We start from the raw sequence: 13,159 nt of genomic DNA, 5'->3' as shown, positions 1-13,159 counted from the left end.
GCAAGATAAATCAGCCTTGACGCTGTTTATGCTTTGGTTCGGCACTGCAGATTACGCGAACGACACCGTTACGCTTAACAATTTTGCAGTTACGACATAATTTCTTGACGGAAGCACGAACTTTCATTTTTACTCTCCGTAACTTCTCAAACATCCCTGAATTAGCGGTTATAGCCTTTCAGGTTTGCTTTCTTCAATGCAGACTCGTACTGACTAGACATCATCAGAGTTTGCACTTGAGCCATAAAGTCCATGATGACCACCACTACGATAAGTAGGGAGGTACCACCAAAGTAAAATGGTACTTTCATCGCGTCACGCATGAACTCCGGGATCAGGCAGATGAAAGTAATATACATCGCACCAATTAAGGTTAGACGCGTCATTACTTTATCGATGTACTTCGCCGTTTGCTCTCCCGGACGAATTCCTGGCACGAATGCACCGGACTTCTTCAGGTTATCTGCTGTTTCACGTGGGTTAAACACCAACGCCGTGTAGAAGAAACAGAAGAAGATGATTGCAGACGCATAGAGTAACACATAAAGCGGCTGTCCTGGCTGCAAATACATCGAAATAGTCGTCAGCCAGTTCCAACCTGTTCCGCCCCCGAACCATGATGCAATCGTGGCAGGGAACAGAATTATGCTGGAAGCAAAGATTGCAGGGATAACCCCGGCCATATTCACTTTCAACGGTAAATGTGTGCTCTGTGCTGCATAAACACGACGACCTTGTTGACGTTTAGCATAGTTAACGACGATACGACGTTGACCACGTTCAATGAAAACAACGAAGAAGGTTACTGCAAACACTAATACTGCAACCAACAGCAACAGGAGGAAGTGCAGGTCGCCTTGCCGAGCTTGCTCGATGGTATGGGCTATTGCAGGTGGAAGACCGGCAACAATACCAGCAAAGATTATGATTGAAATACCGTTACCGATACCACGCTCAGTAATCTGTTCGCCAAGCCACATTAGGAACATCGTCCCTGTGACCAAGCTAACAACAGCGGTAAAATAGAAAGCAAAGCCTGGATTGATTACCAGACCTTGCATCCCAGGCATATTCGGCAGACCGGTAGCAATACCGATCGATTGGAATATAGCCAATACCAACGTGCCATAGCGGGTGTACTGACTAATCTTACGACGGCCAGCTTCCCCTTCTTTCTTTATTTCTGCCAACGCTGGATGAACCACAGTTAGCAGTTGGATAATAATCGATGCCGAAATATACGGCATGATACCCAAGGCAAAGATAGAAGCACGACTGAGAGCACCACCAGAGAACATGTTAAACATTTCAATGATGGTCCCTCTCTGCTGCTCGAGCAATTTAGCAAGCACAGTGGCATCGATACCAGGAATCGGAATAAAAGAGCCGATACGGAAAACAATAAGCGCACCGATAACAAACAAAAGTCTGCGCTTCAGTTCGCCTAATCCGCCTTTAGCACTTTGAAAATCTAATCCTGGTTGCTTAGCCATCTGCTACTTATTCCTCAATTTTACCGCCAGCAGCTTCGATAGCAGCACGAGCGCCTTTGGTGACACGCAGACCACGCAGAGTTACCGCACGAGTGATTTCGCCTGAAAGCATAACTTTCGCGAACTCAATCTGGGTACCAACAACGTTAGCGGCTTTCAGCGTGTTCAGGTCGATTACGTCGCCTTCCACTAAAGCCAGTTCAGACAGACGAACTTCTGCCGTGATCATAGCTTTGCGAGAGGTGAAGCCGAATTTCGGCAAACGACGATATAAAGGCATCTGACCACCTTCAAAACCACGACGTACGCCACCACCAGAACGTGAGTTCTGACCTTTGTGACCACGACCAGCGGTTTTACCCAGGCCAGAACCGATACCACGACCTACACGCTTCGGCGCATGCTTGGCACCTTCAGCCGGAGACAGAGTATTTAAACGCATCTGTTACTCCTCAACTTTAACCATGTAGGAAACCAAGTTGACCATACCACGCACAGCAGGAGTATCCTCACGCTCTACAGTATGACCAATACGACGCAGACCTAAACCGATCAGAGTTGCCTTGTGTTTCGGCAAACGACCGATACTGCTTTTTGTTTGAGTTACTTTAATAGTCTTTGCCATGGTTATTTCCCTAGAATTTCTTCGACGGACTTACCACGCTTAGCAGCGACCATTTCTGGGGATTTCATATCTTCTAAAGCTGCGATAGTTGCACGAACCACGTTAATCGGGTTAGTAGAACCATATGCTTTAGCTAAAACGTTATGAACCCCTGCAACTTCCAAGACGGCGCGCATTGCACCACCGGCGATGATACCGGTACCTTCAGAAGCTGGTTGCATGAATACACGGGAACCTGTGTGAGCACCTTTAACAGGGTGCTGCAGAGTGCCGTTATTCAAAGCAACATTAATCATAGCGCGACGGGCTTTTTCCATCGCTTTTTGGATCGCTGCCGGAACTTCGCGTGCTTTGCCGTAGCCAAAACCAACGCGACCGTTACCATCACCAACTACTGTCAGTGCGGTAAAGCTGAAAATACGGCCACCTTTTACGGTTTTAGATACGCGGTTTACCGCGATCAGCTTTTCCTGCAGTTCGCCAGCTTGTTTTTCGATGTGAGACATCTTACACCTCTACCTTAGAACTGAAGGCCAGCTTCACGGGCAGCATCTGCCAGTGCCTGGACTCGACCATGATATTGGAAACCGGAACGGTCAAAGGATACTTTCGTGATCCCTTTTTCCAATGCGCGCTCTGCAACAGCTTTACCTACAGCTGCGGCGGCATCTTTGTTGCCGGCGTACTTCAATTGCTCATTGATAGCTTTTTCTACAGTAGAAGCTGCTACCAAAATTTCAGAACCGTTTGGTGCAATAACCTGCGCGTAAATATGGCGTGGGGTACGATGTACCACTAGGCGAGTCGCACCCAGTTCTTTGAGCTTGCGGCGTGCGCGGGTCGCACGACGGATACGAGCTGCTTTCTTATCCATAGTGTTACCTTACTTCTTCTTAGCCTCTTTGGTACGCACGACTTCGTCGGCGTAACGGACACCCTTGCCTTTATAAGGCTCAGGACGACGGTAGGCACGTAAATCTGCTGCAACCTGACCAATCACCTGCTTATCAGCGCCTTTCAGCACGATTTCAGTTTGGGTCGGGCATTCAGCAGTAATGCCAGCCGGCAATTCATGGTCAACTGGATGAGAGAAGCCTAAAGCTAAATTCACCACGTTGCCTTTAACTGCGGCACGGTAACCTACACCTACCAATTGAAGCTTCTTAGTGAAGCCTTCGGTAACACCAACGACCATTGCATTAAGCAGTGCACGAGTGGTACCCGCTTGGGCCCAACCGTCTACAGCGCCTTCGCGTGGAGCGAAAGTCAATGTATTTTCTTCTTGCTTAACTTCAACAGCGCTATGGACGGTACGAGTCAGCTCGCCGTTCTTACCCTTTATCGAAATAACCTGACCGTTGAGTTTTACCTCTACGCCGGCAGGAATGACGACGGGTGCTTTTGCAACACGAGACATTCTTTCCTCCCGAATTAAGCTACGTAGCAGATAATCTCGCCACCAAGACCAGCTTGGCGAGCTGCACGATCGGTCATAACACCTTTAGAGGTAGAAATAACAGCGATACCCAAACCGGCCATAACTTTTGGCAGCTCATCTTTTTTCTTATAGATGCGCAGACCTGGACGGCTGATACGTTGAATGCTTTCTACCACTGCCTTACCCTGGAAATACTTAAGTGCTAATTCCAGAACAGGCTTGGTGTCGCCTTCGATTTTAAAATCTTCAATAAAACCTTCTTCCTTCAGAACGTTGGCAATTGCCACTTTCAGCTTGGAGGAAGGCATGGTGACCGCGACTTTGTTTGCGGATTGACCGTTACGGATACGGGTCAGCATATCCGCGATCGGATCTTGCATGCTCATCTGTCTTTACTCCCGTGATTCAATTGGTGACAATTACCAGCTAGCCTTTTTAAGGCCCGGGATTTCACCGCGCATTGCGGTTTCACGGACTTTAATACGGCTCAACCCGAACTTCCGCAGGAAACCATGCGGACGACCAGTTTGGTTGCAGCGGTTACGCTGACGGGACGGGCTGGAATCACGCGGCAGAGACTGCAGCTTCAGAACAGCATTCCAACGATCTTCGTCGGATGAGTTCACACCAGAGATAATAGCTTTTAATTCCTCGCGTTGAGCGCGGTATTTGTTAGCTAGTTTCACGCGAACGACTTCGCGTGCTTTCATTGATTGCTTAGCCATCAGTAACCCTACCTTACTTGCGGAATGGGAATTTAAAAGCAGCCAACAATGCACGGCCTTCATCATCGGACTTCGCAGTAGTGGTAATGGTAATATCCAAACCACGTACACGATCGACTTTATCGTAGTCGATTTCCGGGAAGATGATCTGCTCGCGCACACCCATGCTGTAGTTACCACGGCCATCGAATGACTTAGCGGACAAGCCACGGAAGTCACGGATACGTGGAACAGCAATGGTAATCAGACGCTCAAAGAATTCCCACATGCGTTCGCCACGCAGGGTTACTTTACAGCCGATCGGATAGCCCTGACGGATTTTGAAGCCTGCAACAGATTTGCGTGCTTTGGTGATAAACGGCTTTTGACCGGAGATTGCTGCCAAGTCAGCTGCTGCATTATCCAGCAGTTTCTTGTCAGCGATCGCTTCACCAACACCCATGTTCAGGGTGATCTTCTCGACCCGAGGGACTTGCATGACAGAGTTGTAGCCAAACTGAGACATCAGTTGTTTGACTACCTCGTCTTTGTAGTAATCATGCAGTTTCGCCATCGTATTACTCCAAATTACTTGATAGTTACGCTATTAGATTTAAAGAAACGGACTTTTTTGCCGTCTTCGAATCTAAAGCCTACACGGTCAGCCTTACCAGTTGCCGCGTTGAACAGCGCAATGTTGGAAACTTGAATTGCAGCTTCTTTTTCAACAATGCCACCTGGTTGGTTCAGGGCCGGAACCGGCTTCTGATGTTTTTTAACCAGGTTGATACCTTCAACAATGACCTTACTAGCAGACAGGACATTCTTTACTTTACCGCGCTTACCTTTGTCTTTCCCGGTTAGCACGATAACTTCGTCATCACGACGGATTTTCGCTGCCATGGTTCGCTCCTTAGAGTACTTCTGGTGCCAGAGAGATAATTTTCATGAACTTCTCATTACGCAGTTCACGAGTTACCGGCCCAAAAATACGCGTGCCGATTGGCTGCTCGCTGTTATTATTTAAAATAACACAAGCGTTACCATCGAAGCGAATGACAGAACCGTCCGGGCGACGTACACCCTTCTTGGTGCGCACCACTACCGCCTTCAGAACATCGCCTTTCTTCACCTTGCCACGAGGAATTGCTTCCTTGATGGTGATCTTGATGATGTCGCCGATGCCTGCGTAGCGACGGTGCGAGCCACCTAGAACCTTGATACACATTACGCGACGTGCACCGGAGTTGTCGGCCACGTTCAGCATAGTCTGTTCTTGGATCATGTTAGTGCTCCGCTAATGTCAACTACTACTTTAGGACCCAGAATAGGTCGTTTAAAAGCCCCACTAATGAGGGCGCGGCATTATAACACCGGTTCCACATCCTTTGATAGGAAAAAGTGGGTAGAAAAAATAAGCGGCCCATTTTCAGAGCCGCTTATTATGTTCGAGTCGGCTACTCTATTACAGAATCGCTTTCTCTACAACGCGAACAAGTGTCCAAGACTTAGTCTTTGACAATGGACGGCATTCGCGGATTTCTACCACGTCACCGATTCCACATTCATTGTTCTCGTCATGTACATGCAATTTCGTCGTACGACGGATGAATTTCCCATAAATTGGGTGCTTCACCACACGTTCGATAGCAACAACCATGGATTTCTCCATTTTGTCACTAACTACGCGACCTTGCAGAGTACGGATTTGGTCAGTCATTACGCACCCGCCTTCTCAGTCAGTAAAGTCTTAACACGTGCGATATTACGGCGCACTTGTTTCGACAGGTGAGTTTGTTGCAGCTGGCCACTAGCCGCCTGCATGCGCAAATTAAATTGCTCACGCAGCAGGTTGAGCAGCTCAGTGTTCAGCTCTTCAACGCTTTTTTCACGCAGCTCTTGTGCTTTCATTACATCACCGTCTTAGTTACAAAGGTGGTTCCTACAGGCAGTTTCGCTGCAGCAAGCTTAAATGCTTCGCGAGCAGTTTCTTCCGGTACACCAGCCATTTCAAATAAAACTTTTCCTGGCTGGATCAGGGCAACCCAATACTCTACGTTACCCTTACCTTTACCCATACGCACTTCGAGCGGCTTCTCAGTGATCGGCTTGTCCGGGAATACACGGATCCAGACCTTACCTTGACGCTTAATTGCACGTGTCATCGCACGACGGGCTGCTTCGATTTGACGAGCCGTCAGGCGGCAACGGCCACAAGCTTTCAGGCCGAACTCACCGAAGCTAACATCCGTACCTTGCGCAAGGCCACGGTTACGGCCTTTGTGCATCTTACGGAATTTTGTACGCTTTGGTTGTAACATCAGCGATTCTCCTTACTTGCGGCCTTTACGCTGCTGCTTTTTAGGTTGAGCAGCCGGTTCCGGTTGTTCAACAGCAGCCATACCACCCAAGATCTCACCTTTGAAGATCCATACCTTAACGCCGATTACACCATAAGTGGTGTGCGCTTCAGATGTGTTGTAATCGATATCCGCACGCAGTGTATGCAACGGAACACGACCTTCACGGTACCATTCGGTACGCGCGATTTCAGCACCGCCAAGGCGGCCGCTTACTTCAACTTTGATACCTTTAGCGCCAAGACGCATTGCGTTCTGTACAGCACGCTTCATAGCACGACGGAACATAACGCGACGTTCCAGCTGTGAAGTGATGCTGTCAGCAACCAATTTTGCGTCCAGTTCCGGTTTACGGACTTCGGCGATATTAATCTGTGCAGGAACGCCAGCGATATCCGCTACGACCTTACGCAGTTTTTCGACATCTTCACCTTTCTTGCCGATAACGATGCCAGGACGAGCGGTGTGAATAGTCACACGGATGCTCTTCGCTGGACGCTCGATAACGATGCGAGAAACGGAAGCTTTCGCTAATTCTTTAGTCAAGAATTGGCGAACTTTAAAGTCGCTGTCCAGGTTGTCAGCGAATTCTTTGGTATTTGCGTACCAGGTAGAGTTCCAAGCTTTGACAATACCTAGTCGAATACCATTAGGATGTACTTTCTGACCCATTGCTAGTCTCCAGAGTCTCAGCGATCGGACACAACCACAGTAATGTGGCTGGTGCGCTTCAGGATGCGATCTGCACGACCTTTTGCACGAGGCATAATGCGCTTCATGCTAGGGCCTTCGTCTACGAAGATCTTCGTGACTTTCAGATCATCGATGTCAGCGCCATCGTTGTGTTCTGCGTTAGCAATGGCAGACTCCAGTACCTTCTTAACCAAACCAGCAGCTTTCTTGTTGGTATAGGCCAGAGTTTCCAGAGCTTGCGACACTTTCTTACCGCGAATCAGGTCCGCTACCAAGCGAACCTTCTGAGCAGAAGAACGAGCGTGGCGATGTTTAGCGATAGTTTCCATCTCTTCCTCCTACCTTAGCGCTTTTTAGCCTTTTTATCGGCCGCATGGCCGCGATAAGTACGGGTCGGCGCGAATTCACCCAGTTTGTGACCGACCATTTCATCGGAAACAAAAACGGGAACGTGCTGACGACCATTATGGACAGCGATGGTCAAACCGATCATATTTGGAAAGACCGTTGAACGACGGGACCAAGTCCGAATTGGCTTCTTGTCTCCGCTTTCCACCGCTTTCTCTACCTTCTTCAGCAAGTGCAGGTCAATGAAGGGACCTTTCTTGAGAGAACGTGGCATGGCTTATCCTCTAATTATTTTTTACTACGGCGACGTACGATGAACTTATCAGTACGCTTGTTGCTACGGGTCTTCTTACCTTTGGTTTGAACGCCCCACGGGGTTACCGGGTGCTTACCAAAGTTACGACCTTCACCACCACCGTGTGGGTGATCGACTGGGTTCATCGCCGTACCGCGAACGGTAGGACGAATACCACGCCAACGACTAGCACCTGCTTTACCCAGCACACGCAGCATGTGTTCAGCGTTACCGACTTCACCTAAGGTGGCGCGGCAATCAGCTAGAACTTTGCGCATTTCGCCGGAGCGCAGACGCAGGGTCACGTAGGAACCGTCACGAGCAACGATCTGAACGTATGCACCAGCAGAACGAGCCAATTGGCCGCCTTTACCTGGTTTCATTTCTACGTTATGAACCGTTGAACCAACTGGGATGTTACGCATAGGCAGGGTGTTACCTGCTTTAATTGCAGCATCAACGCCAGATTGAATCTGGTCACCAGCTTTCAGGCCTTTTGGCGCTAGGATATAACGGCGTTCGCCGTCTTTGTACAGAACCAGTGCGATATTCGCAGAACGGTTCGGATCGTACTCCAGACGCTCAACCACAGCAGGGATACCATCTTTGTTGCGTTTGAAGTCAACCAGACGATAATGTTGCTTGTGGCCACCACCGATATGACGGGTAGTGATACGGCCATTGTTGTTACGGCCACCGCTTTTGCTTAATTTCTCAAGCAACGGGGCATAAGGCTTACCCTTATGCAACTCCTGGTTAACCACTTTAACAACGTGGCGACGACCCGGAGACGTAGGTTTACATTTAACAATTGCCATTGTTTACTCCTCCGACTTACTCTGCGCCGCCGATGAAGTCCAGATTCTGGCCTTCTTTCAGGGTGACGTAAGCTTTTTTCCAGTCGCTACGACGACCAACACGCTGACCGTGACGCTTACTCTTGCCTTTAACCAGCAAGGTGTTAACGTCTTCGACTTCGACTTCAAACAGTTTCTGCACTGCAGCTTTAATTTCTGCTTTGGTCGCGTCTTTGGCAACTTTGAGAACGATGGTGTTATTCTTTTCCATCGCAGCGGATGCTTTTTCAGATACATGCGGCGCGCGCAGTACTTTCAGCAGACGTTCTTCACGAATCATGCCAGCATCTCCTCAACTTGCTTCACAGCATCAGCAGTCATAACCACTTTGTCGAAGGCGATCAGGCTAACTGGGTCAATACCAGCAACATCACGGACATCAACCTTGTACAGGTTGCGAGCTGCCAAGAACAAGTTCTCATCCAGTTCACCAGTGATGATCAGTACATCTTCCAGAGCCATATCTTTCAGCTTCTGCGCCAGCAACTTAGTTTTAGGTGCTTCAACAGAGAACTTTTCGACAATGATCAGACGATCTTGACGTACCAATTCGGACAGAATGCTTTTCAGCGCGCCGCGGTACATCTTTTTATTTACTTTCTGACTGTGGTCCTGAGGCTTCGCAGCAAAGGTCACACCACCTGAACGCCAGATTGGGCTCTTTACAGAACCTGCACGCGCACGGCCGGTGCCTTTCTGGCGCCACGGTTTTTTACCGGAACCAGTCACTTCGGCGCGGGTCTTCTGAGCACGAGTACCTTGACGGGCACCTGCTGCATAAGCAACAACAACCTGATGTACCAGCGCTTCGTTGAAATCACGACCGAAGGTAGTTTCGGAAACAGTCAGCGCGCCTTGCGCGTCTTTCAATACTAATTCCATTGCTATCCCCTTACGCCTTCACAGCTGGTTTAACGATCAGGTTGCCACCGGTAGCGCCCGGTACAGCACCCTTAACCAGCAGTAGGTTGCGCTCAGCGTCAACACGTACTACGTCCAGGCTTTGAACGGTTACACGCTCGTCACCCAGGTGGCCAGCCATTTTCTTGCCTTTGAACACTTTGCCCGGAGTCTGGTTTTGACCGATAGAACCCGGAACACGGTGAGACAAGGAGTTACCATGGGTAGCATCTTGGGTGCGGAAGTTCCAGCGCTTAACAGTACCGGCAAAACCTTTACCTTTAGACGTACCTGTAACGTCGACTTTCTTAACGTCAGCAAAAATCTCGACGCTAATTTCTTGACCAGCAGTGAACTCTTGACCTTCTGGAAGGCGGAATTCCCACAGACCACGGCCAGCTTCTACGCCAGCTTTAGCGAAATGACCCGCTTCTGGTTTAGTAACGCGGTTAGCTTTTTTAGCACCGGTAGTTACTTGTACAGCACGGTATCCGTCGTTCTCCAGGCTTTTGACCTGAGTTACACGGTTCGCTTCAATTTCGATAACAGTTACTGGGATTGAAACGCCATCTTCTGTGAAGATACGCGTCATGCCCACTTTCTTACCGACTAAACCAATCATTGTTTCAACCTCTCAATCGCTCAATGACCTGATTAACCCAGGCTGATCTGCACGTCTACACCGGCAGCCAGATCCAGACGCATCAGAGCATCAACGGTTTTCTCGGTTGGCTCAACGATGTCAACCAGACGCTTGTGAGTGCGAATCTCGTACTGATCGCGCGCATCTTTATTGACGTGCGGAGAGATCAGAACGGTAAAGCGCTCTTTGCGAGTTGGCAGCGGGATCGGACCACGAACCTGCGCACCAGTGCGCTTGGCAGTCTCGACGATTTCCGCAGTTGATTGATCGATCAAACGATGATCAAACGCTTTCAGGCGGATACGGATTCTTTGGTTCTGCATGAGACCAGAGCTCCAATTATTTATAAACGTAAATGATTACTCCTCGCACCCATTTCGATTGATGGGGGAGTGTAATCGTTCAACATATAACCCCCATATCGGGAGTATTGTTCAGTTCCAACACTAGGCTGTAACCGACAGATTAGTTTCAATCTGACCTATCAAGATTAGGTAGGCCCGCGCATTATACTGAAATACCGACAGGAAGCAAGCCAGTGTTGAAAATCTATGCGAAAACTTACCAGATAACTTAATTTGAGGGGAATAGGTCTATTTTTACAGGTCTGAAAATGAGAAGTAGAGTGAGGCCAAGGAGGTTCTCACTCTTTTGACTGAATATACGATGGTTGAGTAAACGACGGTGCAGTGAGGAAAAAACTAGTCTTTTGCCAATTGAGCCTGGGAGTAGTTCTGTATCCCCAAACGTTCAATGAGGCTCAGCTCTGTTTCCAGCCAGTCTATGTGGCCTTCTTCTTCCGCTAGAATTTCCTTCAACAAATCGCGACTGACATAGTCATGAATAGAATCAGCATAGGCAATGCCTTCGCGCAGATCCTTAGCTCCTGCTAATTCGAGGGCTAAGTCTGACTTCAATATTTCTTCAACGTCTTCACCGATATTCAGCTTACCTAAATCTTGTAAGTTAGGAATACCTTCGAGGAATAAGATGCGCTCGATATATTTATCCGCATGCTTCATTTCGTCGATTGATTCGTGATACTCCTTATCATTAAGGCGCATCAGCCCCCAGTTTTTAAACATTCGGGCGTGGAGAAAATATTGATTGATAGCAACTAACTCGTTTCCGAGTAGTTTATTGAGATGTGCAATTATCTTTTTATCGCCTTTCATAGTTATACCCTCCGCTTCCAGTACTAAAAGTGTAGTACCAGATGGCAAAGTGTGGGGAAAACTTCTCCCTGCTAACGATTAGGCAACATCATTCATTTCTGGAATGTTAGCGCGTTCCTCAATCAAGATTTCTCTGGCCTGTCGAATGCACTTCCCGCAGTCTGTACCAATTGGTACTAATTGGCGCAGTTGTTGAATGGTATGTGGATGGTGCTGACGCACAGCTTTACGGATAACTTTGTCAGATACCGCATTACACAGGCAAACATACATAAAATGACTCACTTCTTAACCAATATCCACAGTGTAAATAAGAATGCGAGTTATTTCAATTAAGATTATTTTCTTTAGGCAATAAAAAAGGGCGCCGAAGCGCCCTCTTACTTGATCAATAACGTAATTAATCAATAAAACAATTAAGCGATAACTTTAGCAACAACACCAGCGCCTACAGTACGGCCGCCTTCACGGATTGCGAAACGCAGGCCGTCGTCCATTGCGATTGGGTGAATCAGAGTAACAACCATGTTGATGTTGTCACCTGGCATCACCATTTCAACGCCTTCTGGCAGTTCGATGGTACCGGTTACGTCAGTTGTACGGAAGTAGAACTGAGGACGGTAGCCTTTGAAGAACGGAGTATGACGGCCGCCTTCGTCTTTGCTCAGAATATAAACTTCTGATTCAAAGGTAGTGTGTGGCTTGATAGAACCTGGTTTAGCAAGAACTTGACCACGTTCGATATCTTCACGTTTGATACCACGCAGCAGAACACCAACGTTCTCACCAGCACGGCCTTCGTCCAGCAGTTTGCGGAACATTTCAACGCCGGTACAAGTAGATTTAACAGTATCTTTGATACCAACGATCTCTACTTCTTCACCAACTTTAACGATACCGCGCTCTACACGACCCGTTACAACAGTACCACGGCCGGAGATAGAGAATACGTCTTCGATTGGCAGCAAGAATGGCTTATCAATAGCACGTTCTGGCAGTGGAATGTAGGTATCCAATGCTTCAGCCAATTCGATGATTTTAGCTTCCCACTCAGGAATGCCTTCCAGTGCTTTCAGAGCTGAGCCCTTGATTACTGGAATGTCGTCGCCTGGGAAATCGTAAGCAGAAAGAAGTTCACGCACTTCCATTTCTACCAGTTCCAGCAACTCTTCATCATCAACCATGTCACATTTGTTCATGAATACGATCATGTATGGAACGCCAACCTGGCGACCCAACAGGATGTGCTCACGAGTCTGTGGCATAGGGCCATCAGTTGCAGCAACAACCAAGATCGCGCCGTCCATCTGAGCAGCACCGGTGATCATGTTTTTAACGTAGTCGGCATGCCCTGGGCAGTCAACGTGCGCATAGTGACGTGCTGGGGTGTCATATTCAACGTGAGAAGTGTTGATAGTGATACCACGTGCTTTTTCTTCTGGTGCGTTATCGATCTGATCGAAAGCACGAGCGCTACCGCCGTAGGTTTTAGCCAGTACGGTGGTGATTGCAGCAGTCAGGGTAGTTTTACCATGGTCAACGTGGCCGATAGTACCGACGTTTACATGGGGTTTGTTACGTTCAAATTTTTCTTTAGACACGACTATATTCCTTACTCTTGTGCTCTC

26 protein-coding genes are annotated in these 13,159 nt (G+C 48.3%); all 26 read right to left on the bottom strand.

Translation table 11 applies throughout. The annotated features are described in order from the left end of the window. Positions 1-10: 10 nt before the first annotated feature. The 26 genes from rpmJ to tuf all read right to left on the bottom strand — a co-directional run bounded on the left by rpmJ (position 11) and on the right by tuf (position 13,132). Positions 11-127 (bottom strand): 50S ribosomal protein L36, encoded by a 117-nt coding sequence (rpmJ, locus tag OP863_RS01355; protein WP_002227352.1) that lies wholly within the window; start codon positions 125-127, stop codon positions 11-13. A gap of 34 nt (positions 128-161) precedes the next feature. Then, complete coding sequence (gene secY / locus OP863_RS01350) at positions 162-1,493, bottom strand: preprotein translocase subunit SecY (protein WP_002213344.1); 1,332 nt, start codon at positions 1,491-1,493, stop codon at positions 162-164. A gap of 7 nt (positions 1,494-1,500) precedes the next feature. Further along, positions 1,501-1,935, bottom strand: coding sequence for a 50S ribosomal protein L15 (gene rplO, locus OP863_RS01345; protein WP_004391411.1), 435 nt, complete (start codon positions 1,933-1,935; stop codon positions 1,501-1,503). A 3-nt stretch (positions 1,936-1,938) separates the two neighbouring features. After that, on the bottom strand, positions 1,939-2,118 hold the full coding sequence (rpmD, locus tag OP863_RS01340) for a 50S ribosomal protein L30 (protein WP_002213339.1): 180 nt from the start codon (positions 2,116-2,118) through the stop codon (positions 1,939-1,941). Between the two features lie 2 nt (positions 2,119-2,120). Beyond that, positions 2,121-2,624 (bottom strand): 30S ribosomal protein S5, encoded by a 504-nt coding sequence (rpsE, locus tag OP863_RS01335; protein WP_002213337.1) that lies wholly within the window; start codon positions 2,622-2,624, stop codon positions 2,121-2,123. A 14-nt stretch (positions 2,625-2,638) separates the two neighbouring features. Beyond that, positions 2,639-2,992 (bottom strand): 50S ribosomal protein L18, encoded by a 354-nt coding sequence (gene rplR / locus OP863_RS01330; RefSeq protein ID WP_004391413.1) that lies wholly within the window; start codon positions 2,990-2,992, stop codon positions 2,639-2,641. 9 nt (positions 2,993-3,001) lie between these two features. Beyond that, the gene (rplF, locus tag OP863_RS01325; protein ID WP_004391415.1) at positions 3,002-3,535 is read right to left on the bottom strand and encodes a 50S ribosomal protein L6; all 534 of its coding nucleotides are present in this window, start codon (positions 3,533-3,535) and stop codon (positions 3,002-3,004) included. 14 nt (positions 3,536-3,549) lie between these two features. Further along, positions 3,550-3,942, bottom strand: a complete 393-nt coding sequence (gene rpsH, locus OP863_RS01320; RefSeq protein WP_032820216.1) for a 30S ribosomal protein S8 — start codon at positions 3,940-3,942, stop codon at positions 3,550-3,552. A 33-nt stretch (positions 3,943-3,975) separates the two neighbouring features. Next, on the bottom strand, positions 3,976-4,281 hold the full coding sequence (gene rpsN / locus OP863_RS01315) for a 30S ribosomal protein S14 (RefSeq protein WP_004391418.1): 306 nt from the start codon (positions 4,279-4,281) through the stop codon (positions 3,976-3,978). A 13-nt stretch (positions 4,282-4,294) separates the two neighbouring features. Further along, a complete protein-coding gene (gene rplE, locus OP863_RS01310; protein WP_004391419.1) occupies positions 4,295-4,834 on the bottom strand; it encodes a 50S ribosomal protein L5 in 540 nt (179 codons plus the stop codon). Positions 4,835-4,848: 14 nt separating this feature from the next. Continuing rightward, positions 4,849-5,163, bottom strand: coding sequence for a 50S ribosomal protein L24 (gene rplX, locus OP863_RS01305; RefSeq protein ID WP_038637108.1), 315 nt, complete (start codon positions 5,161-5,163; stop codon positions 4,849-4,851). Between the two features lie 10 nt (positions 5,164-5,173). Next, entirely contained in the window at positions 5,174-5,545 is a 372-nt protein-coding gene (gene rplN / locus OP863_RS01300) for a 50S ribosomal protein L14 (protein WP_002213325.1), read from the bottom strand. A gap of 180 nt (positions 5,546-5,725) precedes the next feature. Continuing rightward, positions 5,726-5,980, bottom strand: coding sequence for a 30S ribosomal protein S17 (gene rpsQ, locus OP863_RS01295; RefSeq protein WP_002228135.1), 255 nt, complete (start codon positions 5,978-5,980; stop codon positions 5,726-5,728). Further along, a complete protein-coding gene (gene rpmC / locus OP863_RS01290; RefSeq protein ID WP_005159843.1) occupies positions 5,980-6,171 on the bottom strand; it encodes a 50S ribosomal protein L29 in 192 nt (63 codons plus the stop codon). Before rpmC ends, rpsQ begins: the two co-directional genes overlap by 1 nt. After that, complete coding sequence (gene rplP / locus OP863_RS01285) at positions 6,171-6,581, bottom strand: 50S ribosomal protein L16 (protein ID WP_002218940.1); 411 nt, start codon at positions 6,579-6,581, stop codon at positions 6,171-6,173. The genes rpmC and rplP overlap by 1 nt, the downstream gene beginning before the upstream one ends. Before the next feature lie 12 nt (positions 6,582-6,593). Beyond that, positions 6,594-7,292 carry a 30S ribosomal protein S3 gene (gene rpsC / locus OP863_RS01280; protein ID WP_002221644.1) on the bottom strand — a complete coding sequence of 233 codons (699 nt, stop codon included), beginning with the start codon at positions 7,290-7,292 and terminating at the stop codon, positions 6,594-6,596. A gap of 17 nt (positions 7,293-7,309) precedes the next feature. After that, positions 7,310-7,642 carry a 50S ribosomal protein L22 gene (rplV, locus tag OP863_RS01275; RefSeq protein WP_004391423.1) on the bottom strand — a complete coding sequence of 111 codons (333 nt, stop codon included), beginning with the start codon at positions 7,640-7,642 and terminating at the stop codon, positions 7,310-7,312. Positions 7,643-7,656: 14 nt separating this feature from the next. Further along, complete coding sequence (gene rpsS / locus OP863_RS01270; protein ID WP_002213430.1) at positions 7,657-7,935, bottom strand: 30S ribosomal protein S19; 279 nt, start codon at positions 7,933-7,935, stop codon at positions 7,657-7,659. Between the two features lie 14 nt (positions 7,936-7,949). Beyond that, positions 7,950-8,774, bottom strand: coding sequence for a 50S ribosomal protein L2 (gene rplB / locus OP863_RS01265; RefSeq protein ID WP_004391424.1), 825 nt, complete (start codon positions 8,772-8,774; stop codon positions 7,950-7,952). Between the two features lie 16 nt (positions 8,775-8,790). Further along, on the bottom strand, positions 8,791-9,093 hold the full coding sequence (gene rplW, locus OP863_RS01260) for a 50S ribosomal protein L23 (RefSeq protein WP_005159841.1): 303 nt from the start codon (positions 9,091-9,093) through the stop codon (positions 8,791-8,793). Further along, positions 9,090-9,695, bottom strand: a complete 606-nt coding sequence (rplD, locus tag OP863_RS01255) for a 50S ribosomal protein L4 (protein ID WP_004391426.1) — start codon at positions 9,693-9,695, stop codon at positions 9,090-9,092. The genes rplW and rplD overlap by 4 nt, the downstream gene beginning before the upstream one ends. 10 nt (positions 9,696-9,705) lie before the next feature. Further along, positions 9,706-10,335: a 50S ribosomal protein L3 gene (gene rplC / locus OP863_RS01250; RefSeq protein WP_004709250.1), complete on the bottom strand. Its 630-nt coding sequence runs from the start codon at positions 10,333-10,335 to the stop codon at positions 9,706-9,708. Between the two features lie 32 nt (positions 10,336-10,367). After that, positions 10,368-10,679, bottom strand: coding sequence for a 30S ribosomal protein S10 (gene rpsJ / locus OP863_RS01245; RefSeq protein WP_001181005.1), 312 nt, complete (start codon positions 10,677-10,679; stop codon positions 10,368-10,370). Between the two features lie 378 nt (positions 10,680-11,057). Continuing rightward, on the bottom strand, positions 11,058-11,531 hold the full coding sequence (gene bfr / locus OP863_RS01240) for a bacterioferritin (RefSeq protein ID WP_032820222.1): 474 nt from the start codon (positions 11,529-11,531) through the stop codon (positions 11,058-11,060). 78 nt (positions 11,532-11,609) lie between these two features. Further along, a complete protein-coding gene (bfd, locus tag OP863_RS01235) occupies positions 11,610-11,804 on the bottom strand; it encodes a bacterioferritin-associated ferredoxin (RefSeq protein ID WP_004391429.1) in 195 nt (64 codons plus the stop codon). 143 nt (positions 11,805-11,947) lie between these two features. Next, the gene (tuf, locus tag OP863_RS01230) at positions 11,948-13,132 is read right to left on the bottom strand and encodes an elongation factor Tu (RefSeq protein WP_038637113.1); all 1,185 of its coding nucleotides are present in this window, start codon (positions 13,130-13,132) and stop codon (positions 11,948-11,950) included. Between the last annotated feature and the right edge of the window lie 27 nt (positions 13,133-13,159).

Origin of the sequence: Yersinia sp. SCPM-O-B-9106 (C-191) (genome assembly GCF_026183365.1) — a bacterium.
GTDB lineage: Bacteria > Pseudomonadota > Gammaproteobacteria > Enterobacterales > Enterobacteriaceae > Yersinia > Yersinia rochesterensis.
The sequence above is the reverse complement of the archived record's forward strand: the minus strand, read 5'-3'. Positions and strand labels throughout refer to the sequence as shown.

Coding starts and splice junctions, on each gene's coding strand:
- rpmJ (WP_002227352.1), bottom strand. CDS start 127: ATGAAAGTTCGTGCTTCCGTCAAGAAATTATGTCGTAACTGCAAAATT.
- secY (WP_002213344.1), bottom strand. CDS start 1,493: ATGGCTAAGCAACCAGGATTAGATTTTCAAAGTGCTAAAGGCGGATTA.
- rplO (WP_004391411.1), bottom strand. CDS start 1,935: ATGCGTTTAAATACTCTGTCTCCGGCTGAAGGTGCCAAGCATGCGCCG.
- rpmD (WP_002213339.1), bottom strand. CDS start 2,118: ATGGCAAAGACTATTAAAGTAACTCAAACAAAAAGCAGTATCGGTCGT.
- rpsE (WP_002213337.1), bottom strand. CDS start 2,624: ATGTCTCACATCGAAAAACAAGCTGGCGAACTGCAGGAAAAGCTGATC.
- rplR (WP_004391413.1), bottom strand. CDS start 2,992: ATGGATAAGAAAGCAGCTCGTATCCGTCGTGCGACCCGCGCACGCCGC.
- rplF (WP_004391415.1), bottom strand. CDS start 3,535: ATGTCTCGTGTTGCAAAAGCACCCGTCGTCATTCCTGCCGGCGTAGAG.
- rpsH (WP_032820216.1), bottom strand. CDS start 3,942: ATGAGCATGCAAGATCCGATCGCGGATATGCTGACCCGTATCCGTAAC.
- rpsN (WP_004391418.1), bottom strand. CDS start 4,281: ATGGCTAAGCAATCAATGAAAGCACGCGAAGTCGTTCGCGTGAAACTA.
- rplE (WP_004391419.1), bottom strand. CDS start 4,834: ATGGCGAAACTGCATGATTACTACAAAGACGAGGTAGTCAAACAACTG.
- rplX (WP_038637108.1), bottom strand. CDS start 5,163: ATGGCAGCGAAAATCCGTCGTGATGACGAAGTTATCGTGCTAACCGGG.
- rplN (WP_002213325.1), bottom strand. CDS start 5,545: ATGATCCAAGAACAGACTATGCTGAACGTGGCCGACAACTCCGGTGCA.
- rpsQ (WP_002228135.1), bottom strand. CDS start 5,980: ATGACTGACCAAATCCGTACTCTGCAAGGTCGCGTAGTTAGTGACAAA.
- rpmC (WP_005159843.1), bottom strand. CDS start 6,171: ATGAAAGCACAAGAGCTGCGTGAAAAAAGCGTTGAAGAGCTGAACACT.
- rplP (WP_002218940.1), bottom strand. CDS start 6,581: ATGTTACAACCAAAGCGTACAAAATTCCGTAAGATGCACAAAGGCCGT.
- rpsC (WP_002221644.1), bottom strand. CDS start 7,292: ATGGGTCAGAAAGTACATCCTAATGGTATTCGACTAGGTATTGTCAAA.
- rplV (WP_004391423.1), bottom strand. CDS start 7,642: ATGGAAACTATCGCTAAACATCGCCACGCTCGTTCTTCTGCTCAGAAG.
- rpsS (WP_002213430.1), bottom strand. CDS start 7,935: ATGCCACGTTCTCTCAAGAAAGGTCCCTTCATTGACCTGCACTTGCTG.
- rplB (WP_004391424.1), bottom strand. CDS start 8,774: ATGGCAATTGTTAAATGTAAACCTACGTCTCCGGGTCGTCGCCACGTT.
- rplW (WP_005159841.1), bottom strand. CDS start 9,093: ATGATTCGTGAAGAACGTCTGCTGAAAGTACTGCGCGCGCCGCATGTA.
- rplD (WP_004391426.1), bottom strand. CDS start 9,695: ATGGAATTAGTATTGAAAGACGCGCAAGGCGCGCTGACTGTTTCCGAA.
- rplC (WP_004709250.1), bottom strand. CDS start 10,335: ATGATTGGTTTAGTCGGTAAGAAAGTGGGCATGACGCGTATCTTCACA.
- rpsJ (WP_001181005.1), bottom strand. CDS start 10,679: ATGCAGAACCAAAGAATCCGTATCCGCCTGAAAGCGTTTGATCATCGT.
- bfr (WP_032820222.1), bottom strand. CDS start 11,531: ATGAAAGGCGATAAAAAGATAATTGCACATCTCAATAAACTACTCGGA.
- bfd (WP_004391429.1), bottom strand. CDS start 11,804: ATGTATGTTTGCCTGTGTAATGCGGTATCTGACAAAGTTATCCGTAAA.